This window comes from Flavobacterium ajazii, from assembly GCF_010614725.1.
Lineage (GTDB): Bacteria > Bacteroidota > Bacteroidia > Flavobacteriales > Flavobacteriaceae > Flavobacterium > Flavobacterium ajazii.
In genome coordinates, this window is sequence record NZ_JAAEHL010000015.1 from 49,828 (window position 1) to 76,491 (window position 26,664).

The 26,664-nt window shown below is 35.1% G+C and carries 21 protein-coding genes, 1 tRNA gene and 1 pseudogene; 9 read left to right on the forward strand and 14 right to left on the reverse strand.

Annotation, left to right across the window (positions count from 1 at the left end):
• Positions 1-26 precede the first annotated feature (26 nt).
• The 7 genes from GWR14_RS21625 to GWR14_RS21655 all read right to left on the reverse strand — a co-directional run bounded on the left by GWR14_RS21625 (position 27) and on the right by GWR14_RS21655 (position 7,268).
• Complete coding sequence (locus tag GWR14_RS21625; RefSeq protein ID WP_163411232.1) at positions 27-3,011, reverse strand: DEAD/DEAH box helicase; 2,985 nt, start codon at positions 3,009-3,011, stop codon at positions 27-29.
• A gap of 237 nt (positions 3,012-3,248) precedes the next feature.
• A tRNA-Tyr gene (locus GWR14_RS21630) sits at positions 3,249-3,329 on the reverse strand.
• A gap of 531 nt (positions 3,330-3,860) precedes the next feature.
• The gene (locus GWR14_RS21635; protein ID WP_163411233.1) at positions 3,861-4,601 is read right to left on the reverse strand and encodes an SDR family NAD(P)-dependent oxidoreductase; all 741 of its coding nucleotides are present in this window, start codon (positions 4,599-4,601) and stop codon (positions 3,861-3,863) included.
• Positions 4,602-4,647: 46 nt separating this feature from the next.
• Positions 4,648-5,238 (reverse strand): NADPH-dependent F420 reductase, encoded by a 591-nt coding sequence (locus tag GWR14_RS21640; RefSeq protein ID WP_163411234.1) that lies wholly within the window; start codon positions 5,236-5,238, stop codon positions 4,648-4,650.
• 24 nt (positions 5,239-5,262) lie between these two features.
• Complete coding sequence (locus GWR14_RS21645; protein WP_163411235.1) at positions 5,263-5,592, reverse strand: MoaF-related domain-containing protein; 330 nt, start codon at positions 5,590-5,592, stop codon at positions 5,263-5,265.
• 103 nt (positions 5,593-5,695) lie between these two features.
• Positions 5,696-6,493 carry an alpha/beta hydrolase gene (locus GWR14_RS21650; RefSeq protein ID WP_163411236.1) on the reverse strand — a complete coding sequence of 266 codons (798 nt, stop codon included), beginning with the start codon at positions 6,491-6,493 and terminating at the stop codon, positions 5,696-5,698.
• Between the two features lie 196 nt (positions 6,494-6,689).
• Positions 6,690-7,268, reverse strand: coding sequence for a Crp/Fnr family transcriptional regulator (locus GWR14_RS21655; protein ID WP_163411237.1), 579 nt, complete (start codon positions 7,266-7,268; stop codon positions 6,690-6,692).
• A gap of 392 nt (positions 7,269-7,660) precedes the next feature.
• Between GWR14_RS21655 and GWR14_RS21660 the strand changes: the two genes are divergently transcribed.
• Entirely contained in the window at positions 7,661-8,290 is a 630-nt protein-coding gene (locus tag GWR14_RS21660; protein ID WP_163411238.1) for a class I SAM-dependent methyltransferase, read from the forward strand.
• Positions 8,287-9,096: pseudogene (locus tag GWR14_RS21665) on the forward strand (AraC family transcriptional regulator). The gene GWR14_RS21660 and the pseudogene GWR14_RS21665 overlap by 4 nt, the downstream one beginning before the upstream one ends.
• Positions 9,097-9,417: 321 nt before the next feature.
• Here GWR14_RS21665 and GWR14_RS21670 read toward each other — a convergent pair.
• Genes GWR14_RS21670 through GWR14_RS21685 form a run of 4 tightly spaced genes read right to left on the reverse strand, consistent with a single transcriptional unit; the run spans position 9,418 to position 13,367 of the window.
• Entirely contained in the window at positions 9,418-9,963 is a 546-nt protein-coding gene (locus GWR14_RS21670; RefSeq protein ID WP_163411239.1) for a hypothetical protein, read from the reverse strand.
• Complete coding sequence (locus GWR14_RS21675) at positions 9,905-10,942, reverse strand: JAB-like toxin 1 domain-containing protein (protein WP_163411240.1); 1,038 nt, start codon at positions 10,940-10,942, stop codon at positions 9,905-9,907. The genes GWR14_RS21670 and GWR14_RS21675 overlap by 59 nt, the downstream gene beginning before the upstream one ends.
• Before the next feature lie 5 nt (positions 10,943-10,947).
• Positions 10,948-11,988 (reverse strand): hypothetical protein, encoded by a 1,041-nt coding sequence (locus tag GWR14_RS21680; RefSeq protein ID WP_246236365.1) that lies wholly within the window; start codon positions 11,986-11,988, stop codon positions 10,948-10,950.
• A 2-nt stretch (positions 11,989-11,990) separates the two neighbouring features.
• A complete protein-coding gene (locus GWR14_RS21685) occupies positions 11,991-13,367 on the reverse strand; it encodes a hypothetical protein (RefSeq protein ID WP_163411241.1) in 1,377 nt (458 codons plus the stop codon).
• Between the two features lie 91 nt (positions 13,368-13,458).
• Between GWR14_RS21685 and GWR14_RS21690 the strand changes: the two genes are divergently transcribed.
• Positions 13,459-13,686 (forward strand): helix-turn-helix domain-containing protein, encoded by a 228-nt coding sequence (locus GWR14_RS21690; RefSeq protein WP_163411242.1) that lies wholly within the window; start codon positions 13,459-13,461, stop codon positions 13,684-13,686.
• A gap of 435 nt (positions 13,687-14,121) precedes the next feature.
• Here the strand turns inward: GWR14_RS21690 and GWR14_RS21695 are convergent, their stop codons facing one another.
• Positions 14,122-14,439 carry a hypothetical protein gene (locus tag GWR14_RS21695; RefSeq protein WP_163411243.1) on the reverse strand — a complete coding sequence of 106 codons (318 nt, stop codon included), beginning with the start codon at positions 14,437-14,439 and terminating at the stop codon, positions 14,122-14,124.
• Between the two features lie 619 nt (positions 14,440-15,058).
• Between GWR14_RS21695 and GWR14_RS21700 the strand changes: the two genes are divergently transcribed.
• The 4 genes from GWR14_RS21700 (at position 15,059) to GWR14_RS21715 (ending at position 22,123) form a co-directional block, all read left to right on the forward strand.
• Complete coding sequence (locus tag GWR14_RS21700) at positions 15,059-18,082, forward strand: SusC/RagA family TonB-linked outer membrane protein (protein ID WP_163411244.1); 3,024 nt, start codon at positions 15,059-15,061, stop codon at positions 18,080-18,082.
• 18 nt (positions 18,083-18,100) lie between these two features.
• A complete protein-coding gene (locus GWR14_RS21705) occupies positions 18,101-19,498 on the forward strand; it encodes a RagB/SusD family nutrient uptake outer membrane protein (protein ID WP_163411245.1) in 1,398 nt (465 codons plus the stop codon).
• A 10-nt stretch (positions 19,499-19,508) separates the two neighbouring features.
• Positions 19,509-21,212 carry a TolB family protein gene (locus GWR14_RS21710; protein WP_163411246.1) on the forward strand — a complete coding sequence of 568 codons (1,704 nt, stop codon included), beginning with the start codon at positions 19,509-19,511 and terminating at the stop codon, positions 21,210-21,212.
• Positions 21,213-21,310: 98 nt separating this feature from the next.
• Complete coding sequence (locus GWR14_RS21715) at positions 21,311-22,123, forward strand: alpha/beta hydrolase family protein (RefSeq protein WP_163411247.1); 813 nt, start codon at positions 21,311-21,313, stop codon at positions 22,121-22,123.
• 27 nt (positions 22,124-22,150) lie between these two features.
• Here GWR14_RS21715 and GWR14_RS21720 read toward each other — a convergent pair whose 3' ends face one another.
• Together GWR14_RS21720 and GWR14_RS21725 are read right to left on the reverse strand one after the other, a co-directional pair.
• Complete coding sequence (locus GWR14_RS21720; RefSeq protein ID WP_223150989.1) at positions 22,151-22,411, reverse strand: DUF6520 family protein; 261 nt, start codon at positions 22,409-22,411, stop codon at positions 22,151-22,153.
• A gap of 91 nt (positions 22,412-22,502) precedes the next feature.
• The gene (locus GWR14_RS21725; RefSeq protein ID WP_163411249.1) at positions 22,503-23,990 is read right to left on the reverse strand and encodes a DoxX family protein; all 1,488 of its coding nucleotides are present in this window, start codon (positions 23,988-23,990) and stop codon (positions 22,503-22,505) included.
• A gap of 1,369 nt (positions 23,991-25,359) precedes the next feature.
• Between GWR14_RS21725 and GWR14_RS21730 the strand changes: the two genes are divergently transcribed.
• Positions 25,360-25,770 (forward strand): DUF3408 domain-containing protein, encoded by a 411-nt coding sequence (locus tag GWR14_RS21730; protein ID WP_163411250.1) that lies wholly within the window; start codon positions 25,360-25,362, stop codon positions 25,768-25,770.
• Positions 25,771-26,181: 411 nt separating this feature from the next.
• Positions 26,182-26,658 (forward strand): hypothetical protein, encoded by a 477-nt coding sequence (locus tag GWR14_RS21735; RefSeq protein ID WP_163411251.1) that lies wholly within the window; start codon positions 26,182-26,184, stop codon positions 26,656-26,658.
• Positions 26,659-26,664 lie beyond the last annotated feature (6 nt).

The window sequence follows — 26,664 nt, forward strand, 5'->3', positions numbered from 1 at the left end:
CAAAAATTCTATAATCGCAATTAATTTCAGTAAATTAGTCCGTTATAGACCAACCGTTCCTCTAATTGTCCTTTCCAAATCGTAAATCCTTTGTTGTTCTCTGAATAATCATGGACAATTCTTGAAAAGTTTAGCGGATTAGTTTCCAAATAAGTTTGTCGTCCTTTTTCTCGAATAATGTTTATTTCTTTGTCTATTTGTTTGATTGCGTCAATTAGTAATGATTTACTTTTTTCTATGTGCCAAATGTAAGTAGCTTCTTCGGTATCTAATGTTTCTAAAATGATGTGATATTTTTGTTCTCCTGCTATTAAAAAGACTAATGAAAACGGCTGTAAAATAAATCTCAACTTCATTAAATTTCTTTCGTGTATCTTAATTAAAAAATGAATATGTTGTGAATGTTTGTATTGTTTCCCTTTTAGTAAATCTTTCAAAACATCTTCTACATCTGCATAAATATTTTGGTCTTTGGGCAATTCGTTTGTTGTAAGAATATTTTGTTTTGATGTAGGGATTTGATTAATGAACGTTTTATTCAAAAATTGGAACTTTACGCTTTCAACAATTTCTTTGTTGATATTTTCAATGTCGTCAGAAGTTGCCAATTGCGATAAAATCACTCCGTTTTCTAATTCTACATAAATATCAATTGTAACAGATTTTGAATTCAAAATTTTGATAAAATAAGGTTTCAAAACCTCAAATTCAGGTCTGAATTCTTCATTTTCTATTTCAAAAACAAATCCTTCGTTACTTTCTTTATCTATATATTCAAAACCTACATTACCATATCTAAAATCCAAATCATCTATAGCGATTTTGATTTGTTTTTTAATTACCATACTTTGCTTTTCAGGTATTGATTCTGTTGGTTCATCAAACAAATCTGCTTGCTTGATTATTTGACGGTAATACGTGTTTCGTTTGAAAAAAAGTTTATTCAAATAATCAATTTTGATGTCTCGGTAATCGTAAATTGTGGGATTAATTTCTGAACGCTGTACTCGTCCAATATATTGAACCAACTTGCCTTTAAAAGAAAATGGATAGACCAAAAACAAGGAATTGATATTTGACAAATCCGAACCCTCACCAAAATATTGTCCTGTAGTAATCAATATTTGAAAATTGCCTTGTCGTAAATTTTGCCATTTTGATTTTCTGTTGGATTCTGAATCTTCTCCACTTAGTGTAACGACTTCGTAAGATTGTTTGAGAAAAAGGTAAAGTGAATCAATATGCTCTTTTCTTTCAGTTATAACTGCTATTCGCTTTCCTTTTGAAAGTTCAATTTTAATGTCATTTATGATAAGTTTGTTTCTTTCCGAATCATGCACTAAAATCTTTGAAAGTGTTTCAAAACTGTCTGTTTTTGAATTGAATGGAATATCTAAATCAGTATTTTTGACAATGATTTGAGCGTGTTTGAAGTTTTCAATGTCAGAAGTTGTAATCTCCGAAATTATTTCTCCAATAAAAGCAAAAATCAGTTTGTCATCATTGTATTTTCTGAATGGTGTTGCCGTCAATCCATAGAGATAAAATGTTTCTAATTTTTCAATAGTGTTGCGAAATATTTCGGCTGGAATATGATGGCATTCATCGATTAAGATAGTCCCGAACTGATTATGTATTTGTTCAATTTGTTTTGGTAAGCTTTGAATGGTGGCAATAGTAATGTGTTTGCCGATTTTCGCTTTGCCTTGTGCAATGATGCCGATTTCGTTTTTTGAAATTCCTAGAAATGCTTGAATTCGCTCTTGCCATTGCTGCAATAATTGTTTGCGATGAACAATGATTAAAGCAGGTTGTTTTTTCTCTGCGATAATCTTCAATCCCATAATAGTTTTTCCTGAATTTGGAGGAGCCACGATAACTCCAAAATCTTTTTTTGATGAAGTTTCAATTACTTTATCTTGATGATTTCTCAATGTTGCATTGAATGAGAAAGGTATTTCTTCCTTTCGTTTTCTGCTGTCCTTAAAATCAAATTCGAAATTTTGATTTTTACAGAAGCGAAGTAATTTTCTAATAAAACCTCTTGGAATGATGATTTCGCTTTCTGTTTCTTCAACAAGTTTAAAATAGCGCTCTGTTCCAAAAGTATTTTTTCCCGATTTTTTCTTGATAAAGAATTCCAAATTGGCAAAATTCAATTCTTCTTTGAGATAATTGATTAACGAAGTAGTTAATCCATCTCTTTGGATAAGGATGTTTTGTTGAAGCGTGATAGATAGTTTACCATTGTTTCTTTTGGGAATTGGTAGATTTTCTGTTGTTGAAATTTCTTGATACAAATTTTCTAATATTTCAATCGAAACTTTTTCTATATCATTCAAAAATTGCCATTGATTAGCTATGGGTTCAAATGTTTCGGGATTTATAAAACAACTATTTCCATTTTCCATTGCAGGTTTAAAAAATGGTAGAGCTATCAAATTGCCCAAGCCTTTCCCCGAAAGAAAATCCTGATTAGGAAATAATCGGTCGAAACTGGAACTTTTGTCAAACATTGAAAAAGCTCCCGACTGTTCCAAAATAGAAATAAAAATCTTTCTGCTTCTAATTGCCGGATAAGATTTGTTGAAAAATATCCAAACATGTCCACCATTTCCAGAACGGGAACGCTCCAAGTAGGCTGGTATATTTTTCTTCATACAAGTTTTTTGAAAAGCTAAAGCTTCTTCTTTCCAGTTTTGTTTATCAAAATCAGCTACTATAAACCAAGATGTATTATTCTGTAGTAATGGATAAATGCCAATTTGTTGGATGCCGTTTAAATGTTTATAGATTTCGGCTTCAGTAAGTGATAGATATGTTTTGTGAGGATAGTTTTGAAAAGTTCCTCCATTCATTTTATATACCCGATAATGGTATGGGTCATATTGATAAGCTGGTATATATCCGGCCTTTCCAGATTTTTCCCAACGAACAGCAAATACATCATTCCGACCTATGAAAACAGATTTGAATAGCTGAATTATATCTAATTGTTCCGCAGAAGACATTCTTTTGATTTTTGAATAAAGTTAGTCAAATATAGCAAACATAAGGTTTAAACCTGATTTTTAGAATGGGTGATTATAAAGTAGCTTGAAATTATAAATATGAAAACCTTAAGAGGTACGAACCTTTTATTTTAGCATATATAGGTCTTCCATGTGATGTAGTACAAAAAATGACAGTTTTTTCGAACCATAAAAAAAACTCCAAAATCGCAAGACTTTGGAGTTTTTGGTAATTTGTGGGGAGAGCAGGATTCGAACCTGCGAAGTTCACACAGCAGATTTACAGTCTGCCCTCGTTGGCCGCTTGAGTATCTCCCCAAATTTGAATGTCAATCTACAATCCATCGACACTCGGAAAACGGTAAAAAAAACTCCTTAATTTCTTAAGGAGTTTCTTTGTGGGGTGTCAGGGATCATAGTCGAACACCTTGTGCCTATTTTGACTCTATTCAGCGAAAAGTAAAATATTTAAGTTATTGATTTATATTGTTTTAATTGATGTTTTGAGGTATGCATTATTTATGCCTTAAAATTCTATATCTCTTACTTTTTTATAGGTCTCGTTTTAATTACTATCAAAATTATGTCTAAATCGTGTACATTTAATGTACGAGGGTTCTATCGAACACATATTAATTAACCATGATATGAGTTTAAAAATTAAAATGAAATGTCCCGTCCTAAAATAACTATACAGGTTTGATTCTAGAATCTAATACTATACTTTTTAACTTTTTTAATGGAGATTATTGTTTGATTTGATTCCCTTTTTTGGGTGATGGATTTCTGAATCTAATAAAAACTAAAATCCCTTTTCAGAATTGCTTGAAAAGGGATTTTAAAATTTAATTAGCTGGCAAAACCACCATCGATATTTAAACTGGCTCCGTTTATATAGCCTGTTTCTGAACCTGAAAGATATGAAACCAAGCTGGCTATTTCTTGTGGTTGACCATAGCGACCTACCGAAATATGTGTTTTTAGATAATCTGCAAATTCTCCTTCTTCCGGATTCATTTCGGTGTTAATAGGACCGGGTTGAATGTTGTTTATGGTAATTCCTAATGGACCAAAATCACGGGCTAATCCTCTTGTTAAACCTTGAATGGCTGCTTTACTCATGGCATAAACACCACCGCCTTGAAATGGCATTCTGTCGGCATTAATGCTTCCGATATTGATGATACGACTGCCTTTTTTCATGTGTTTAACGGCAGCTTTGATAGCGACAAAAACGGCTCTGACATTGATATCTATAGTTTTATCAAAATTCTCAAGGGTAAATTCTTCAATTGGAGCAACAATTCCAATTCCAGCATTGTTGACTAAAATATCCAGTTGTCCAAATGTTGCTATCGTTTTTTCAACGGCCGCAATAACTTCCTCAGGATTTTGATTGTTTGCTTCGATAGCGAATGCTTTTCTTCCTGTTTTTTCGATTTCTTTAACCAGTTCTTCTGCCTTTTCTTTATCAAAAACATATGTAAAGGCTACGTTTGCTCCGTCTGAAGCTAATCTTTTTACAATTCCGGCACCAATTCCACGGCTACCTCCGGTTACTAAAGCTGTTTTATTTATTAATGTTGACATGATTTTAATGTTTTAAAGTGAATAAAAATTTATAATGATTTAAAAATTACATTTTGATTAAGTTAAGTGCTGGCAATGCTCCACCCGGAAACTGCTGTAACTTTCCACCTTCGTTAAGACGATCCAAATCGATTCCTGCAAATCCGATGCGGTTGATAATGCCCGAAACAATATCTTTGGCATCGTCATAATTCCCTGAAAAGAATAATACTCTGTTTCCTCCGTTTTGAATTGGATTTGAAGCTAAAAGTCCAGGTTGTAAGGTGTTGAAGGCTTTTACCAGTTTTGCTCCTGAAACCCACTCCTGTACCACTTCACTTGACGTTTTATTGCCCAAATTGGCTAATTTAAAGCCCGGTAAGATTGGGTTAGTTGGGTCAATTACAATTTTTCCTTCCCAGTTGATGCTTTGTGTTACTTGCTCAATATGTTGCCACTGAAGAGCAAGGAAGATTACTTCGGCAGTAGCGGCTTCTTCAACGCTACCTGCTTTTACATTTCCACCCAATTGGGCTACAATTTCTTTGAGCGATTCTGCTCCTCTGCTGTTACTGATTACTACGTCATAACCTGCGTCTGCTACTTGTTTGGCGAAAGCCTGTCCGATGGCTCCTGCACCGATGATTCCTATTTTCATGATATTAATGTTTAAAAATTAGTATTATTTAATGTGTTTAATTGTTCCTTTAGTTTGATAAAATTTACCGTTAGTCATTGTTATATTGGTGTAAACTAATTCGTTTTCTAAATCTTGAACCTGACTGATGGTTGTTCCTGAAATTTCTTTCCAAGTGATTAGAAACAGATTTGTTCTCAGTTTAATAATGTTTGTTTCTACTGTTTCGGTGTATCCGTTTTCAATTTTTCCGCCTCCGTCAATGATTGTAAATGTCATTTTGGATTCTGTTTCAAAAAACATTTGTAATGTGATGGAATTCATTTTTACTTCCAATTTGCTTTTTAAATACGCTTTGTTGTCAATTGTTTCCATGATTTTTTAGTTTGATTTTCTGTTACAAAGTTGCAACCGAAAGGGCATTCTGTCCATTGATAAAAGGCAAATAAAACTCTTGACATTTATCAAGAAAACAGCATTATTTAGCTTGTTCCGAAAGAAATTGGATTAGTTTTTCAGCTTGTGCAATGAATGGTGTGTGGCTGGCTTTCAGGAATACCAGATTTTCTATGCCTGCATCTTTTGCCATCTTTTCCTGTAACATGATGCCAATAGTGTTGTCTTCGGTAGTTAATAAAGCTGCTTTTTTAACCTTTCCAAATTGAGTACTGCTGAGTTTTACAGGCGTAGTAAGAGGTAATAACGGTTCAGGTTGAATTGTTGAAGCAATGTAATCGCCAATATGTTTAGGGGCATCGGCTGCAAAAACTTCTATTACACCTTCTTTTGCAATCACAACTGTACCTTCTTTTTCATTTACTTTAAGGTATTGACCAATGCGACTTTGTGAGTCAGCTTGTGCTATAGAAAGTAAGCTTTCCCCATCTTTTGGAATATAAGCCGCTATATAAATCAGTTTTTGAATTTGTTTAGGCAATTCTTCTGCTACCTGACTGATGACGATACCTCCGAAACTGTGTCCTACCAGAATTATGTTCTTTTTCGTTCCAATGACTTTTTTTACTGCATCAACATACGTTTGCATAGTAATAGTATTAACAGGAGTTTTATCGTCTCCATGTCCTGGAAGATTAACGATTAGAACTTCATGATCTTTTGATTTTAAAGCATTGGAAACATTTTCCCAGTCTGCTGCTTTTGACCATGCTCCATGCACAATAACAATAGTGTTTTTTTCTTCTGACGAATTTGTGTTTGCTTGACTGCCTATAAATGTTGTTAGTAATAGTGCAGTGATGATAAATTTTGCTTTCATAATTATTGAGTATTTAATTGATGAAATCCGCTTTGAATTTCTGTTACAAAGTTGCAACAGGAAGTACACTCAATCCATTGATAAAAGGCAGACAAAACTCTTGATATTTATCAAGAGTTTAAAAAGCAGTAATGAATTAGGACTATACAGAAGAAAAAAACACTTACCGTAATGAGTAAGTGTTGTTGAGAAGGTATTATTTTTTGGCTATTTGATTTCGTATTCGGCTGAGTGTTTCAGGAGAAATTCCTAAATAGGAAGCAATCATGTGCTGTGGAATTCGGTTAGTGATATCAGGGTAGGTTTTGATAAAATCGGCATATTTTTCTTCGGCTGAATAGCTGATGCTGGCATGAATACGGTTTTGAGAAGCTATAAAACTACGTTCTAACAATGCTCTGGTAAATTCGCCAAATTTAGGAATTTCAATTTGCAAGCGATCAAAATCTGCTTTTGGGATGAGTACAATTTCAGCATCTTCCAAAGCTTCAATATTAAATGCTGAGGGTAATCCGGAGTGATAACTCTGTCTGTCGCCAGCCCACCAATTTTCGATGGAGAATTGTATGATGTGTTCCGTCCCTTTTTCATCTACTCGATACGTACGCAAAACACCTTTTGCAACAAATGCATTCTTTTGCCAAACATCCCCTTCCTGCAAAAGATACTGTCGTCTGCGAAGTTTTTTTACTGTGCATACCTGGCTGAGCATTTCCAATTCCTCTTCGGTTATCGGAAATTTATCTTTTAAATACTCTAGGAAAATGTTTATCATAGGGCTACTCAAAGTTGGTGTTGTCCTACAAATGTATGAGATGTAACTAATTTTTGCAATTATTCAGTGTAAAGTATTGCATTTTGTTTTTTTAATGAGAGTTGTTGGTTGAGTTGATGTTGGTTTTTTGAGTGGTGGATTCTGGAATTGGAGGTTTTTGATTCTAGAATCAAGTACAACAGTTTTGAACTTTTTAATAGAGTTTATAAGTAGGGATTTTATCCACTATTATGCTTATAAGAATAAATAGAAGTGGCCGAATGATGGTTGGAAGAGTAGAAAGAAATAGAGTTGCTGAGGCATCTTTTTTGTCTATTGTGATATTTTAAGGATTATTTAAAAAGTCATATATTTGATGTTATAAGCTAAATTAAAATCATCCTGCAATTCAAATGGAAAACTTTGACAGAAAAAACCATTGGGAAACTATCTATCAGACAAAACAACTTAATGATGTTAGTTGGTATCAACCAACACCTGAAACTTCATTGGAGTTTATAAAACAATTCAATTTGCCAAAAACTGCCAAAATAATCGATATAGGTGGTGGTGACAGCTTTTTGGTTGACCATTTGCTGGATTTGGGTTACCAAGATATTTCCGTTCTTGATATTTCAGCTTCAGCTATTGAAAAAGCAAAATTGCGACTTGGTGAGAAATCATATAAGGTAAAGTGGATTGTTACTGACATAACTTTATTCAAGCCAACAGAACAATATGATTTTTGGCACGATAGGGCAGCCTTTCATTTTCTAACCTCAGAAACCGATATTTCAACTTATTTAGAGACAGCACGGCAAGCTATCAGTTCCAGTGGGATTATGGTTATTGGTACTTTTTCTGAACAAGGACCAAAAAAATGTAGTGGTATTGAAATCAAACAATATTCAGAAAACTCCATGAAAGAGCAACTGAAAAATATTTTTGAGAAAATCAATTGTATCACCATTGATCACAAAACACCTTTTGATACTATACAAAATTTTGTGTTTTGCAGTTTTAAAAAGTTAGAGCTATCATGACATCCACTGTTAAAATAAAAGACAAGAGTGGAACTTCATCTTTACTAAAAGTTGCCCCATTTCGGAAAGAAATTAGAAAAACAGAGCCACACAAGCATAACAGTTATTTTGAGATTATCTACCTATCTGAAGGAGCAGGTAGGCATGTTATTGATTATAAAGACTATGTCATACAACCGCCCTTGGTCTTTTTTGTGCGGAAAGAACAGGTGCATCATTGGGACATTACAAGCAACCCCAAAGGATATGTTCTGATTTTAAAAAAAGCGTTTGTAACCGAAAGCCTTGAGTATGAACTAAAACAACTTATCTCTAAAGCCAGTGAGCATACTGTTTTGCCACTGAGCAAACATGGAAAGATTGAAAAACTTTTTGCTTTACTGGTTGGCGAAGATAATTTTACCGTGATTGAGGGTTTACTGAAAGCTTTACTTGTACTATTATTGGAGGAACCCCCAACTTTGAAAGTTTTTGTTCCAGTATTGAATGACATTTTTTTGTCTTACAAAGACCTGCTTAGTCATAGTTCTCAATTGCAAAATAATTGTGGCTCATTATGCCCATTTGCTTAATATAAGCCCACAAAATTTGAATTTTATTTGCAGAAAAAAGCCAATCAAACGGCAAGTGTTATTTTGGCCGAGCATATCATTAGTGAGGCTAAAAGCAAATCAATTAGTGAAATTGCCTATGAACTGGGTTTTAAATATCCACAACATTTTTCTAGATTATTTAAACAAAGAGTTGGTTATACTCCAAATGAATACAGAAGTTTATTAATGCAGAAACACAAGTTTCTAAATTAGGAAACTTGCGTTTTTTGATTTTTAGTATTCATTGTAAATTTGTCCTTTAATATTTTCATATATTGCCTTTTAATCTAATATTAAGCTGGTTGTTGGTATGATACTTACACTGCTTAAGAGAATATATCGAACACCTAATACCAATTTTAATTTTTTTCAAAGTTTGTAAAGCATTGAAATCAAGAGTATTTATCGATTCTGGTTAGACTAACAATCATAAGAATGAAAAAGCAGAATAAAAATCAATGAGCCGATTAAAGCTAAAGGTAAAAGAATTTATAGAATCGATTATATTTATTAATGCTTATATGTTTAATATTGTCATTGGTTATTTAACTCTGTCAGTTTATTATTAAATATATGATATGTAATAAAATTGATATGTAGGGCAACTGGAGGATGATTTTTATCAACTTTATATGAAGTCTTTAAAACATTTTCTATTTTTATATTATTCCTCATAAATAAAAATTCATCAATATCACCAAAAAGAAATATTACTTTATCAGAATAGTTAATATACCCTTTTAATTTTTTATTACTATCGTGTTTTAAAATTTTACTATCGAGATAAGTTAAGTGAGTTGCTGAAACGGTATAATCATTTTCTTTATTTTTTTTAAAATCTAAATAAATACAATCCGATTTATTGCTAAACAATTTTTCGTGTAGCTGTAGTTTAGCTAACAACTCAAAAACAATATCATTTTTTATAATATGTGTTGAATTTAATGCTTTTAAATCCTCATATTTTAGCTCTTGTGATTTACAACTTATAAAGAAGAAAATAAATAGTAAAAGTAGTAACTTACTTTTTGATAATACCTTTGCTATTGTATGGAATATATTTTTTTGTAGTAGTTTCATATACATTAAATTTTACATTTTTTGATTTATAATATTGCTCTGTCCATCTTGCCAAAGCATCATCTCCTTTTCTATAGGTTGTTGAATTTTTATTAAAACCTGAAGGTCCAACGTATCCAGGATAACTTCCAGCAGGGTGGCTATGTGTATGAGTAATTGATGTTGCTGTACCTTGAAGTAAACTTTTATAAAGAATGTCTGCACTTCCAGCCTCTCTGGTAGTATTATGCTCTGTTGAAATAAAACTTTTGCTATTAACATCAACTTTACCCCATTCTACATTTGTATTAACGGCTAAAAATTCAAATAAATTTTTTGATTGAGAGTTATTATCTGTTTTCATAAAATCATAAGCAATACCATTTGCATCAGTCCCTTCTTTAACGTTTCCTAATACTCCTTTTTTTACTTCAACACTATCACCATTATCTACTTCACCACTATTATTAACATCTTTTTTTGCTCCTGCATCATCCACTGCAAAAAGTCTATCTACTTTTTCATCTGTCCTTTTAATTAATTCTATATTACCATCAGCATCCACACCATAATCGTCTTCTAATAATCCTGTTGGATCCTTGTAAAATATAGGATTATTAAGTCCATACCTATATGGTGTCCAATCTGGGTATTCTTCACTCAATGGATCAGGTGACATCCAGCGTCCAGCAGTATCACCAATTGGTTGTGCATCTACATTTAATGTGTCAACAACTATTCTTCCTACAATTTCCTTTTTATCAACGTGCCAACGCATCGTACCGATTGTTACAATACTATCAAGATCGTGAACCTCCAAATATTTTCCTTTGCTTAATGTTGCAACTGGTGCTTTACTTCCATATTTAATGAATGGGTTTCCTGCCTGAATATTTTTCTCTCTTCTCTCTTTTTCTTCTTTAGAAAGTTTTTCTTTTTTCTGTGCAGATATTGTTCCAATTGTGAACAAAAGAAAAATTAAAAAATAGTAGTTCCTCATAAGAATTAATTTTTGTTAAAAGTATTCATTTTTTTGTTTTCATATTTACTGCGTTCTTCTTTTAAAGAAATTAACCAGTTAAAATACATATCTTCAGGCATATTTCTATATCCGATTTCGTGTATATGTGCATATTCTTTTTCCAAGCTTTTAAATTCAGAATCACGTTTTTCTTTGTCTTGTATTTTTTCGATTTGAGTGGAATGTGTTTCGGCTCTTAAAATTAATGCAGTCGCAAAATTTGGATAAGCTTTTATTGCTGTTTCACAGCATCTCAAGATGAAAGTTCCGTCATTATTTGGGAATTTAACATTGTAATTATCTGCTAAATCAATCAAAACAAGAGCAATACTTTCTTTGTTGTTTAGTGCTTTCATATATACACCATTAGTAATTGCATCAATGTGTACAAATCCTGAAGCCATAATCCAAGCATCAATGGGGAAAATTCCGCTTGTGAGTTCTGTATTGTACCAGCCATATTTTATACTTCTATGCTTGATATAAATGTGGTTGGGTGCAAGTGCCAAATTAGCTTCAACGCCCAGTTCTTCTGCTAAAATTTTGTATAAGTAAGGTAAAGAATGACAATTACCCTTGTGTGTTTTTAGTAACTTTGAAACAAAAAGATTTTCATGAGTATTATGCCCAAAAATATCATTGAAATCATATCCAAATGGTTTATACGTATAAATTTTTCCATTAATATTTATTGGAATTGTATCGTGCATTACTTCAAAAACAGAAGCCCATTTATTTACCGTTTCTTTGTCTCTTTCAACGTAAGCTAAAAATCTGTCTTTAATCAATGATTTACTTAAATTGTTTAATAATTTGATTTGTTTATTTACTGTAAGTGTATCCAGACTACCATCTAAATAAGCATTTTCTACCGAGAAAACAGCTTTCTTGAAACTATAATTACTCTCATTCTCAATCATACTATTCAGTAATATAAAACTATCTTCAAATAGTCTTTCTTTATTTTGAGCAATGACACAAAATTTTGAAATCAATAGAAGAATTAAAAGTATATTTTTTGTCATTATTAGTTTTTAAGTTTTATGATAGTTCCTTTAAATTGTTTAGCAAGTTTTTCACTTTCTTCTTTATTCTTTGTTTCTTTTAATGAGCCCAGCCATTTTTCATAAGCATCTGCGGACATAAGCTGAAACCCCAAATCATCAACTATCTTATATTGTGCGTGCATTTGTTGTAGAATTTCAATCGATTTTGGATAGTTTAATATCTTATTTCTTCCGTCTTGGGTTTGTGTATTTATTCCCAGTTTTTTAAAAACATATTTTAACCGTGCTTCATTATAGTTTGCTTTAACTATATTAGCATTGATGCTCGTTGGATATAATTCGAGTGCTTTATTAATTACCTTATCAACAAATCCATCATACCCGAACTTGTGTAGATAACCACTCGCTAAATCAGTATAAAATTGTGAAAGCATTTGTTGCTTAGTTAAGTTCTGCATATAAATTTTATTCTGGATCGCTTCAGCAGTTATAAATCCATTGTTTAAAATAAAGGATGAAACGGTGAGCATTCCGTTTGTCAGTTCTAAGTTATACCATTTACCTTTTTCATCCTGAAACTTGATATAAGAATGATTCGGTGATAGGGATAAATATGCTTCTGCCCCAATTGCTTCAGCTAGTGTTAAGTAAAGCAGTGGCATTGAGTGGCACTGTCCACTATTGGTTTTTAGAAGTTTTGTAACAAACATTTTCGACCAGTCATTTCTACCCCAATAGTCTTCAAAATCATATTTGATTGGAAAATGTTTTTCTTTAAATCCTTTAACCTGCATAGGTTGAGTAAAGAACTCAAACAGCATAAAGTTTTTAGCTGTGTTGTTATTCATATCAAAATTTCTCTCTTTTATTTTAGCCAAAATAAAATCCGCAGATTGTTTTATGGTTTTGTCAAATTCTGCTTTATCAAGTTTATTTTCAAAGTAGGCATTTTCAATATCAAAATTAACATCTTTTATGGAGTAGCTTTCGATGTCCAGTCTTAGCATTTTTTCATAAACATTTACGTACTCCTTTGTTCCCTCAATATTTGAATGAGAAGGAAGGTCATAATTAATTTCTGAAATCAGCTCTTGAATATCAGCTTTAGCCTCGTTCATGGCGTTCTCGCGAAGCTTCTCCTGCTGTTCAACCTCATTCATTATATTTTGGTTCTGTCGCTGTTGGAAGCTTTGTTCTTCCGATGGGTAAAGTTGCGCAGGAGTTGCGTTCTTTTTATTTGAAGTTGTGCCTGGCTGTATTGTATAGTTGGGTATTTGTGAAGTGGTTGGCGTTGGCAATACCGGAAGGTTTGGAATTACAGGATTCTGTCCGTATGTAAAAACGGAAAACAGCAGGGAACCGATGCCAAATAAAAGCCTATAATTATATGCCAACATTTTTTTATTAATTTTTTGATAAAGATATTCCTTTTTCAATATAGGACAATAACTCCTATACATATTATTCTGATAGCTCCCAATTTTGCGTGTGCGAAAAACAGTAGATACAAAATACCTTTTACGATTCGGAGCTAACCTAAAATTCATTAGGGAGAGCAAGAATATTACGCAGGCTCAGGTAGCTATTGACTGCGACTGTGATGTTTCGGTTATCAGCAGGATCGAGCGTGGAGCTGTAAATACTTCGCTGTCAAATATAAAATTAATTTCTAAGGCATTGGGGATTAAGACCAAAGATTTATTCGATTTTGAGTAAGAATTTTTTTATGACTGTCACCAGTTGCAAATTAAAACTACTGTTATTTAAGTATCATTTACTTTAATATTTACGTTTAATTAACCCAACCAGAATCAAGTTCTTTTAAAGATTGCCAGGAGGCAAAATAGCAGAACAAATCTTGCCTACGGTCACTTCCTGTAACCTCAACTAAGCAATAAAAAATAATGATTAGTTAAAAATAATAGTTGATTAAAGTGTAAAACTAAATTCGTTTGGTTTTATGCAAAGTTTCACAACTTTTTCCTAAAATGTCTTTAGAATTGTATGCGTTTCAAGAGTTATAAAAAAGCACATACCTTCTATTTTTTTTCTTCTATTTAAAAGGATGTGTTTCACCGGTGGAGGGATAACTCACATTTAGGTAAGATGTTTAGGCATCTTAGTATGTTATCTACTTTTAATTACAGCCATTTAGGTAGACAGTTTTTTATATGCTTTTCTGACAAGTTGCCCTTTAGTTTCTTTATTAAACTTTAAATTTTTATCTTCTTCCTCAACCAATTTGAAGAAATCAGATAATGAAATTTCCAAAAAATCACAGATTGCAAAAAGTTTGCTACATGTTACATTATGATTACTAGTATATCTTTCTAGTCCTAAATTTTTTCCAATCTCTGCAAAATAATCATTATTCTCACTTAAAATAGCTTTATGGCGATCCTTATAAAGCTTCTTTATGACTGTAGAAATAGAGTTAGTGAGTTCTTCAATTTTTATCTGTTTTTTCATATAAACAAAATGAGCAATAAAAAAACATCTTAACAATTACACATGTGTAAATTATTTTTATATATTTGTACTATTAAATATGTTTTATTTAATGTAATTTTGCGATAACTTCATTAAAAATATTTGAAGCATTCGCTTTGAATCTCGCCTTCAAAAACTGGTACTTTTTAAATGGGAACGAGAAGATAAGTGCAAATGCTCACGTCATTTATGGCGTGGGCTCACACTTATTGTTCCCGGTATACCAGTACCATGAAGGCAATAAGCTGAGAACAACCCACGCCTCCTTTTTAGGAATTACTACCCTCACCTTAAATTCATAGCGTACTTCTCCCCTTTGTAGTTTCGTAAAAGTTATTGTCTAACCAATAAACCTTACGTGCTTATGAATTAAAAAAGATTAAAGCCTTATTTAATAATGCCTGTGCTGTCTTATTTTTCATTTTGAGTTAGTCATTATACAGTCACAGGCTATTAAAAACAGGCGGAATCAGTCGCGGTTTCAGCATGCTTCCTACTTGATACCGGACAAAAAAAAGCCCTCTACCCACTGTTTGCGACAAGTGTAGAGAACCAGAATTAAAAAAACTTTCGTTTTAATTTAACCTTATCCAATATTATGAAAAATTTTTCATTTTGCAAGGGTCGGGAGGTTCTTTGGTACACGTTTATTTCAACGTTGTACTTAACCTCTCCTGTTATCTTTGCTACTACCACCCTTAAATACTCCATCACACAACAACAGCAAACCATAACCGGAACTATTACAGATGTTGTTGGTGTATTGCCCGGAGTTACAATTACCGTAAAAGGAACAACTGTATCGACCATTTCCGACCGAACAGGTAAATATTCTATTAATGCGGTTACTACCGATATTCTTGTTTTCTCTTTTATTGGTTTTAAAACTATGGAAATTACTGTAGGCGCACAATCTTCTATAAACTTAGTAATGAATGAAGATGCGACTGCGCTTCAGGAAGTCACTATAAATGCTGGTTACTATTCCGTTAAAGACAAAGACCGAACAGGAAGTATTGGACGGATTACGTCAAAAGATATTGACAAGCAGCCCGTTAATGATGTACTTTCAGCTATGCAGGGCAAGTTAAATGGTGTTGATATCGTTTCCACCACAGGCTTGCCTGGAGGTGGCTACCAAGTGCGTATAAGAGGCCAGAGCAGTATATCCGCAGGTAATGAACCCTTGTATGTAGTTGATGGAGTGCCATTCGATTCCGGTAGCTTAGGAAGCAGGGATGTCTCTGGCGGTATACTGCCAGGAGGGAATATCAATCCTTTAAATACAATAGATCCTTCTCTGATAGCTTCTATAGAAGTACTAAAAGACGCGGATGCAACCGCAATTTACGGATCCCGTGGCGCAAATGGCGTAATATTAATCACGACCAAACGAGGGCGTGCAGGCAAAACAAAATTCTCGGTTGAAGCCTTTACCACATTAATTTCGACCACGCTCATGCTAAAGCTTTTAAATACAGACCAGTATCTTGAAATGCGACGCGAGGCTTTTGCAAATGATGGCATAACTGAGATTCCGGCCTGGGAATACGATGTCAATGGAACTTGGGATCAAAACCGATATACCGACTGGCAGAAAGAACTTGTAGGCAATACTGCCTACAACAACACAGTAAGGCTGTCAGCGACAGGGGGAAGCGAATCAACCCGCTTTATTCTTGGAGGAACCTTTATGAAAGAAACAACTGTGTTTCCCGGAGACTTTAACTATAAAAAAACAACAGCGTACGCTAATATTACCCATCATTCGCCAGACGAGAAGTTAAGCATACAATTCTCTGCCAACTATGGGCAGGATCAAAACTTCCTTCCTTCTTCAGACCTTTCCCGCATAGCACGCATACTGCCCCCAAATGCCCCTGAATTATATGACGAAAATGGGCAGCTAAACTGGGAAGGCAGCACTTGGACCAATCCGCTCGCTGCGCTAAACAGCAACTATCACAACCAAACCCACAACCTTATGGCAAATACAGTGATAAGCTATGTTGTCATGCAGGGTCTTGAACTAAAAACAAACTTAGGATACAATCGTTCAGAACTAACTGAAATACAGGTCAGCCCAAATACAATATATGATCCCGCTTTTGGACTTACGCCCGCCTCATCCAATGCTACCCGCAACCAAAACATCAGGAATTCATGGATTGTGGAACCCCAGCTTGATTATAAGCATGATTTTTCATGGGGAAGCTTAAACCTGACCTTGGGCAGTACTTTTCAGGAGAAGGAAAGCGACCAGTTGACGCTGAGTGCCAATGGCTTTGCCAACAACTACCTAATTACAAATTTTAGTGCTGCCACTACCGTGAGGTTTATAAATGAGCAGACAACGCAGTACCGTTATCAGGCAGGCTATGCACGGGTCAATTTTAATTTACGTAGTAAATACATTGTAAACTTCACCGGACGCAGGGACGGTTCCAGTCGCTTTGGGCCGGACAATCGCTTTGCAAATTTTGGAGCAATAGGTGCTGCCTGGCTTTTTTCAAAAGAAAAATTCAGTAATGCCCTGACATGGCTGCACTTTGGTAAACTCAGGGCAAGTTATGGAATCACAGGCAATGATCAAATTGGAGATTACCAATACCTCAATACCTATTCCATCACAGACGGCGGTTACAACGGAAACATTGGCCTGACACCTTCACGCCTTTTTAACCCCGGCTTTGCATGGGAAAAAAACAAGAAGGTTGAAGTTGCCCTTGAAGCAGAATTTTGGAAAGGAGCAGTTAACCTTGAGGCAGCTTATTACAACAACAGATCAAACAATCAGCTGTTAGGAATCCCTTTGCCGGGAACCACAGGTTTCAGCTCAATTAACGCGAATCTTAACGCAACAGTAGAAAATTCAGGATGGGAAATAAGAATCGGCATAAATAATATCCAAAATGACAGATTCAAATGGAACACTTCCCTTCAATTTACGGTGCCTAGAAACAGGCTTGTCGCCTTCGAAGGACTCGAAAATTCTTCATATGCCAACCAATTGGTCATTGGGCAGCCATTGTCTATTTATAAGCTGTATCAGGTCAAAGGTGTAAATACCGAAACCGGGCTATTTAATTTTAGCGATTACAACGGCGATAATGCCATTACCGTTGCAGACAGGCAATTTGTTGCAGATCTAACACCTAAATTTTATGGATCGCTAAGCAATACGCTCCAATATAAAAATTGGAGTCTTGATGCAACTTTTCAGTTTATGAAAAAAAAGGGACTCAATGAATTTTATACTACCGAGCCTCCCGGAACAATGCTTAACCAGCCTCAAACTTCTTTAGACCGATGGCAGAATCCCGGTGATAATGCATCAATGCAGATTTATACGACTGGATGGAACTTTGATGCCTATACTGCCTATTCCCAATTTACACAAAGCAGCGGTGTAATCTCAGACGCATCATTCATACGGATGAAAACTCTGGCGCTGTCATACAAGCTTCCTCTTAAAGAAAAAGGGATTGCCGGCTGTACCTTATTTGCGCAGGGACAGAACCTTTTAACCTTCACAAAATTTAAAGGCGGTGACCCTGAACAAGCACCTGGATTCCTCGCCCCGGTGAGAAGAATATCTTTTGGGGTCAGGATGGAATTATAACAGTTTAAAATTACAATTATGAAAAATACTTTAAAAAATATTGTCAAAGGTTCTACTGTAGCCTTGATGATTTTACTTATTTATCTTCCTATAGGCTGTGAGAGTTTTGTAGAGGCAGATGATCCTAAAGGCCAATTGCCGCAAGCCACTATATTTGAAAATGAAGAAACCGCAACTGCAGCGGTCACAACCCTATATGGCAGGCTTCGTGACGATGTATTGCTTACCGGAAACTTATATGGATTAAATGCGCTAATGGGTTTTTATTCCGATGAATTCGATTATTATGCCACCCCCGGCCAGCCTGTGGCAACTTTTTATAATCACAATATTATAGCTTCAAACGACATCATCAAGACAGTATGGAATGGAACATATAGCGTAATTTATATGAGCAATTCGGCACTTGAAGGCTTGGAAGCTTCTGAAAATCTTTCCGCAACCACAAAAAGCCAATTAAAAGGAGAAGCGCTATTTGTAAGGTCGCTATGCCATTTCTACCTCGTTGAGCTCTTCGGAGATGTACCCTATATCCAAACAACAGATTATACTGCTAACCAGCATGTAGCGCGGATGAGCTCAGAACAGGTGTATATAAATCTTGTGCAAGATCTTATTGAGGCGAAAACATTACTTGCTGAAGACTATGTATCTGGAGAACGTATCCGGGCTAACACATTTGCCGTTTCAGCACTACTGGCAAGGGTTTATCTGTGCATGGGTCATTGGGAGGACGCACAAAATGAGAGTTCAACAGTAATCAATGCCCCAATGTACCAGCTTGAAGCCAATCTAGCAAATGAATTTTTAAAGGAAAGCACATCGGCAATCTTCCAATTAAAGCCAAAAAATGCTGGCCAAAATACACAAGAGGCTCTCACCTTTTTATTCGTGACAGGACCACCGCCACTTATGGCCCTAAATTATGGACTGGAAGAAGCCTTCGAAACGAATGATCTAAGGAGGCAGCAATGGGTTGTAGAAATATCAGATGGCAATCAGTCATGGTATGCTCCTTATAAATACCGCCAATCAGCAAATACCGGCACATCACAGGAGTATTCAATAGTTTTAAGGCTTGCAGAACAATATTTAATTCGTGCTGAAGCGCGCGTCAATCTTGGCGATCTCAGCGGTGCGCGGGAAGACATAAATCAGATAAGGCACCGTGCAGGACTATCGGATACACAAGCCGTTTCAGTGGCTGAAATACTTCAATCCGTATTGCAAGAAAGGAGAGTTGAGCTTTTCTCAGAGTATGGACAGCGGTGGTTTGATCTCAAGCGTTTCGGACAGGCTCAGGAAGTTTTGTCCCCAATTAAGCCTAATTGGAGACCAACAGATGTTCTGCTTCCTGTTCCAGAAACTGAATTATTAATGAATCCCAACCTGGCACCTCAAAATCCAGGATACTAAACAAGGCAAAATGAAAATTTTATATTATTTAGGTATAATGCGTGGATTATACTTTCAAATGTTATTAATTGTTACGGGTTGTTGCATAATACAGCAACCTGTACTTGCGCAAGATAAAACGCTGAAAAAAAGGTATACCCGCGAACTGGATTCATTATGGAGCAAGAATGTCTATATCAACGCGCTTAGTAATGACGGACAATGGATTGCATTCGAGGAAGCATATCATAAAAAGCAAAGCACGCTCTACTTGAGAAATACACGGGGAACAACAATCCTAAAATTAGCTACGTCGGGTATTTTTAATTTTTCTAATAACAATAAATGGTTTGCTTATACAACGCCTGACAATAAGCTTAAGGTAATTGATCTAAGCAATCTTCACGAAGAAGTTTATAATGATATACAATCATTTAGTTTTTCTTACAGTGGTAATTTTATTGCTGCAAATGCTGTTAAGCCTGATATTTCGGCTTCGCTTCTTGTTATTGATCTCATACACAATAACAGCCGTAGTTTTTCTAATGCAGGCGACTGTGTTTGGCACCCAACCGCAGATCTGTTAGCTGCTCAGTTCATCGATGAAAAATCGGGTGAGTCAGTACTAATTGATGCTGTTGAGCAACAATATAAACTTATCTATAAATCTGAGAATAGTGTTTGCTCTGATTTAAAATGGACTGGATCCGGAAATATTATGACTTTTTTAGAGACTGCAGGACACCAGCATAAAATCCATATTTATGATGTTGCAAAGGAAAAGCATAAGATGCTGGATAACGATGTTCTAAATAAACATTCCTTAAATGCCGTTATAGGCAACAGGGGACTTTCCATTTCAGACGATGGAAATAATGTTTTCTTTTACAGAAAATCCAGCCGTGAGGTTCCTGATATGGAAGCAATGGAAACATGGGATACTGACGAACCTTGGATTTATCCACAAATGAAAGATTACAAGAAGAATGAACTGCCTTTCCTGCTTACAGCATGGGATGTACAGAGTGATCGGATTCTCGAAATTGCCGACAAAGAGACCCCAAGCGTACTTTTTAACCCTAATCATCCGTATTGCTTAGTTTTCAATAAATTAGTGTATGAGCCTCAATACAAACAGTTTTTAGAAGCAGATATCTATAGCATAAATAATAAGTCCGGCAAAAAACAACTGATTATAAAAAAACAAAGTATACAGCCGGAATTTGTTTCATTATCGCCTAAAGGAAACTATGTAGCCTATTTTAATGACAGTAATTGGTGGATATTTAATGTAAAGACTGGAGAATCCGAGAACGTGACCAGCAAGCTTAAAGAGGCTTTCCGGGATGTTAAAGGAAGCTGGACCAATGAGAATATACCATTTGGAAGTCCTGGCTGGTCAGAGGATGAAAACCTCATTTTGTATGACCAGTACGATATATGGCTAATGGATCCAACAGGGATGCAATACCAAAAAATTACATCTGGAAGGACCAACAAAATTAAATTCAGAATCAACAGAGACAGCAGAAGAAATGATCTAAAGTATTTAAGCCACTTCTCCAAGAACACAGGAATCAGCTTTGATCTGGATAAAGGCATTTTGCTGGATATGACAGGGGAAGACTTTAGCAGTGGTTTTGCCTTTTTTAAGAAAAAAACAGGAGTAAAAGAACTGTGTTTTGCTCCGATAAAGGTCGATGAACCTCTTAATCTCTTAACAAAAATATTTTGATATTTAAGGCCTACAGGTACAATTTGCCTCCCTCTATTCATGTTTTAGAATTAAATAATAAGCTTTCAAAAATTTTATATCAAATTAATGCTGCGCTATTGGATTACGATTTAGGCCAGGATCAGGTAGTACATTATCCTGGTCAGGATGGTGATATGCAGAGGGGAGTGCTAATTTATCCTGCAAATTTCCAAACAGGGAGAAAATACCCCATGATCGTATATATTTATGAACAAACTGCTGAATTCGTTAATTCATATAATTCGCCGACGCAATATTCCTATACTGGTTTTAACATCTTAAACTTTGTGACAAAAGATTATTTTGTTTTATTGCCTGATATCGTATACCGTCAACAGAATCCCGGTTATTCGGCATTACAATCGGTAAGGGCAGCAGTCAGCGAGGTATTAAAAAATAAATCGGTAGACAAAAATAGAATCGGGCTGATAGGTCATTCCTTTGGAGGATACGAAACAGCCTATATCACTACCCAAAGCAATATTTTTGCCGCCGCCGTAGCTGGAGCGCCGGTAACGGATTTGGTCAGTTGGTATCACGATGTCGCATGGGATTGGAAAAGAGATCAGATGTGGAGAATCGAAAGCCAGCAATATAGGATGGGGGCTTCCTTTTATGATCTAAAAGAACAGTACAATAAAAATTCTCCTTTATATAATGTTCAGCAGCTAAATACACCGCTTTTACTCTGGGCTGGCAAGGAAGACTACAATGTCAACTGGTCACAAAGTATTTACATGCATATGGCAATGAAGCGGCTTCATAAAAAGGGTAAATTATTGCTTTTCAAAAATGAGGGACATAATATAATGAACCCAGACAATCAGGAGCTTTTATCCAAAGAAATAGAAGAATGGTTTGATACTTTTTGTAAAAAGGGTATGGAATGATATATTATCATTCCATACCCTGAAAAACTACAAGCCTTGATGGAATAACATCGCAGCACAGCTTGTGCCATTGTTCACCGACCATACCTGATTGCCAAGGTAGGTACAGGGAGTGGCACTGATGTTGTTACAGTCTTTTGGAGCTGGTCTACACTGACCTGCCTGAAAAATGTAACCTGTAACAAAAGCTTCTTTCTCTGAAGCTTTACTCTCAGAGGCAAAGGCGAGACCTATTGCCATCATAAAAACCCCAACGGGTAATCCGAATTTAAAAAATTTACTTTTCATAATTCTAAAATTTTAAAGTTAACGGCCTACTTTTTTCTACAGGTGTTCGGCCTTATTCCTGAAACTACGTAGTATCTCTTAAAATATTTCATTACTTAATACGGTAAATCCATAGTTTGTCTTGTGCAAGTGCTAAGACTAAATTTTTATAGACTTTAAATTCCTGTAGTTTTACGTCACGCTGGTGGTAGAGATAAAAGCTTTTTAAATATGCTTTTTCCTTAAAATTGTATACATCAATTATGCTGGCTGAGCGCAGAACTTTCTCATCCTCGTATTTACCCAGCCTATCACTATGTACATATAATAAATCCCCATACGCTGAAGTATGTTTGTTAATCACGACAGTGTTTACTCTTAATTTGTACTGATCTTTATTTTTGTAATGGGCAACATCTAATTGTGCCCTGCCAATAGTATCAATTGTTTTACCGATAGAGAAAGAATGAAATTGCGCATCAGCCACAATATATTGGTTGCGGTAATAATATACATATACGATACTGCCTTTCTCATTATTTGTCAATACTCCATCTGTATCGAATTTTCCATCAATCTGCCGCTTAAGGATTGTATCATTTAGCCTGAGATTTAAAGAATCTGCCTGACTTGTGACCAAACCCAAAATATTTTCTCCAGTCTTGCCACTGTTTGTTGCAATAGCTATTTTGAAAGGATCTAAAACTGAAAATTGTGTAAAATATGCATTTTCTATTGAAAAAATTCTTGCATTCCAATTACTTACTGAACCTTTAAATAATACAGGAACTGTACCGTCTCCAAGAAAAAAATAAGGTGGACTGACATATATTCTTACCCTTTTATAAGGAAGGTCGGTTTTATCTATTGATATCCGATTCTCATGTACATTCCTGTTTTTTATATTTATTGACTTAACATAAAGCGGTGCTAAATAATTGCCCAAGTAAACAGTATTTTCATCTGCACCGGCAATGTAAAAGGAGTTAGATTCTAATGGATATTCGCCTACTTTTTCCAAAGCATGTGGAATATACTTCCTAATGAATGCGTTATTTCTTTTAATTTCCGTGTCCGAGAGCATAAATAGAAAAGCAACGACACCAATACTAAAAAAGAAAGTCAACATAAGAGCACTGGCGATAACAGCGGGTTTTGAAATTAGGGATACCTTTGGTATCCCACCGGCCGATATCAGGATACCCGCTGCCGCCAGGACCATGAAAACTGCATTAAAAAAGAAATGTTCCTTCCATCCCATTTTCTCCAGAATACCTCCGCAGGAACAGGGAACAGAGGAACTGTAATTTAAAATAATATAGATATATGCGGTAAACATAACCATCAAACTAAAGGCTGCAAAAAGACCAATTAATCTCCATCTTTTAAAAACAATAAGTAGTGCAATAAATAATTCAAGAATCGGTACCATCCATGCAATGTATCCGGCAAAAGCACTTAATAAAGGTGACTGTCCCAATTGCACGCGGAAGTCCTCAAAGTCAAGCAATTTACTTACAGCCGCATATACAAAAAGCAAGATATAAAGCATACAGATTATGTCGGTTATAGTGTTCTTAAGAGATATTGATGTTTTCATGTCATTGCTTTTAACGTTTACAGTGTTTTTTACAATTGGACCTAAGGCATAGCAAACCAGCCGAACATATGGGCTTTTTATTGTGTAATAATCACTGTATAAATATTTTATAGAGCAAAATTAAAACAGAACTGTCAAAGAATTGTTACCAAAAACGATCCAAAATTTGTAAAAAACGATCCATTTTGCTTTTGGCTAAATTTCATTGTAATGCAACTGAGGATTATAGTGTAAAGTTCTGTGAAATAAATAATTAACCCTTATCAATTCAGGATAATCTTATGCCAAAAACGGATTAAAAATGCCATTAGTGACTATAGTTGAATAACAAACTTTCAAATTCTAATGTTTTGCTTATGAATGCACATACAAATAGCAGAATATAAATCCGGGCAAATCTGTGAATCATAGTTGACGTGACGTATTGGCATACCAATTCACCCTATCTATACTGCTAAAAATTAGCTAATATTCACATCTTTAGTGTTTTGCAAAAGCTAAATTAAAACAATATTGTGGAAGGATTGTTAACAAAACCGAGCCAAAATTTATAAAAACCGAGCCATTTTACAGGCCTTCTAAAAAAGCTAAAACGCATAAAAAGGCTAGCAAATACAGGCCTTATGGCGAAAAACCAATAGTTTTTCCCTTGATACCTAAAAATAACCGTAGAAATATGGAGTATAAAAAACGTCGTAAACCTGAAAGGATGTTTAATATGATATCGATACTAAAAAATCAGGTGAACTTATAAGAAGGAAGCTAACACTGAAAACATTCGAAACAACTAATTAAAAAACGACTTTGGAGTTTTTTTCAAGCCCCTGCAAGGGCAAGTGGTTTTGAGCTGCGGAAAGTATTTCAAGCAGCTCAGAACACAACTTGCATTTTCTCTCGAAAATAGTATTACCGATGGTTTTTAATTGAAAGGGCTTGAAGCCCTTTTTTTTATGTTAACTGAAAAAAGCATCTGCTCCTATTACAAATTTCGGCAAGGGTATTTTGAATAATAACTTTTTACAAGCAGTCCAATGAGTGCCTAATACTGTCTTCGAGCGCCATATTTTTAGAGTCTGGCCATATTTCCTGTTATTTGTCCGAACAGAGGAACGTACAAACGGTGATACGTGGCTCCCAATGCCAAAAAAGACAAATAACAGCACACACAACAAAAAAGGCATCAACTACAACCATACAGCACCAAAGACGATTGGTTGCGCAGTAGATAAGACAGGCGTTTGACTGTATTCATTTTTATGTAGCTGAACCTCTTTCAACAGAACAGGAGCTACGGATAAAAACAGGTGCAATTATACGGTACTATTTAAAAGCAAACGGAAAATTGACAAACTATAAAGCAATAAAAATCATGAACAGCGACAATGAAAAAAAGGTGACACCGGATATCGATGAAGGAAAAATGATGGATCTGATGGTGGATGGAGTAAGAAAAGAAGGGTTTAATACCGATACCAGAAAACCTGTTGAACAGCCCGAAAAAGAAAAGTCTGCAGCAAAAGAGAAGAGCCAGGCAAAACGGAATAATCAGGCTGACTATGAAAGTATATTTTTCAAGGAAGTAAAAAGCACGGCACGCCACGGCAAATCAGTATATATCGATCCCGATCACCACAAAAAGCTCACCCGTATCGTTCAGGTTATCGGAGAGGACAATATTACCATCTATGCCTATCTCAGCAATCTGCTGGAACATCATTTCCATGAGTTCGAACAGCAGATAACGGCAAGCTTCAATGAAAAGAACAAGCCCATTTTTTAAGTTTCCTAAAAAACGCTTTTCTATAACCGTTTAAATCTTTACAGGTTTCCAAACCTCACACAATTGAGCCTGTACAAAAACCAAGAAAATAATATTTTTCCAAAGAAAACAGAAAAACGGAAAAAAGAAAAAGAAAGCAATTTTTACAGGACGGGATGCAGGCAGGCCAAAAGGAAACGGAATAAGTCCCGAAGGGTGGTTTGTGAGGAACGAGCAAAACATTATGCCGTAAGCTTTTGGACAGGCTGATCCAGCACGTCCTACCTTGGTTTTCTTTTTATTATTTCTTTGGGCAGAATATAAAGCCCTGCCACTCTAAATCAGGACATATAACGCCAATTAAGGCCTTAGAGTGCCAGAACGAGGAATAAAAAGCCATTATGATTACCTTTCGCAGTAAAAATCAAAATCATGAAAAAAGATAAACATAGAGACAAAGCGGAGAAGAAAAAGAAAAAACCGTTTATACCGCCAAAACCTGAAGAGGAAAAAAAGAAGAAAATTAAAAAAAGGGATAATAAGACAAAAACTCCATTTATACAGGTAGACAGGGGCGGAAATATTTTAACCAATTTCTTCTCGAATTTCCTCAGACAGCTTAAAAACCCGACAAATACAGGACTGGGCAGACTGTTAGACAAACTGCTGGTTATTAAAATTGAGGAAAGTCAAAAGAAGCCTGCGCAGAAGCCTGAAAAGCCTGTGGATATAATCGGTCCTGTTAAAACGGTTTTTCGTCATGTGGGCAACAGCGGGAACAATTTAAGCCCAAGTGAAAAAGAATCCCTCAGACAGCGTCAAAACCAGCCTATAAATATTCCAGTCAAGCCTGAACAAAGTAAAGATGAGGAATTAAATAAACCAAGAAAAACCCGTTTGGGAATGTAGTTATCA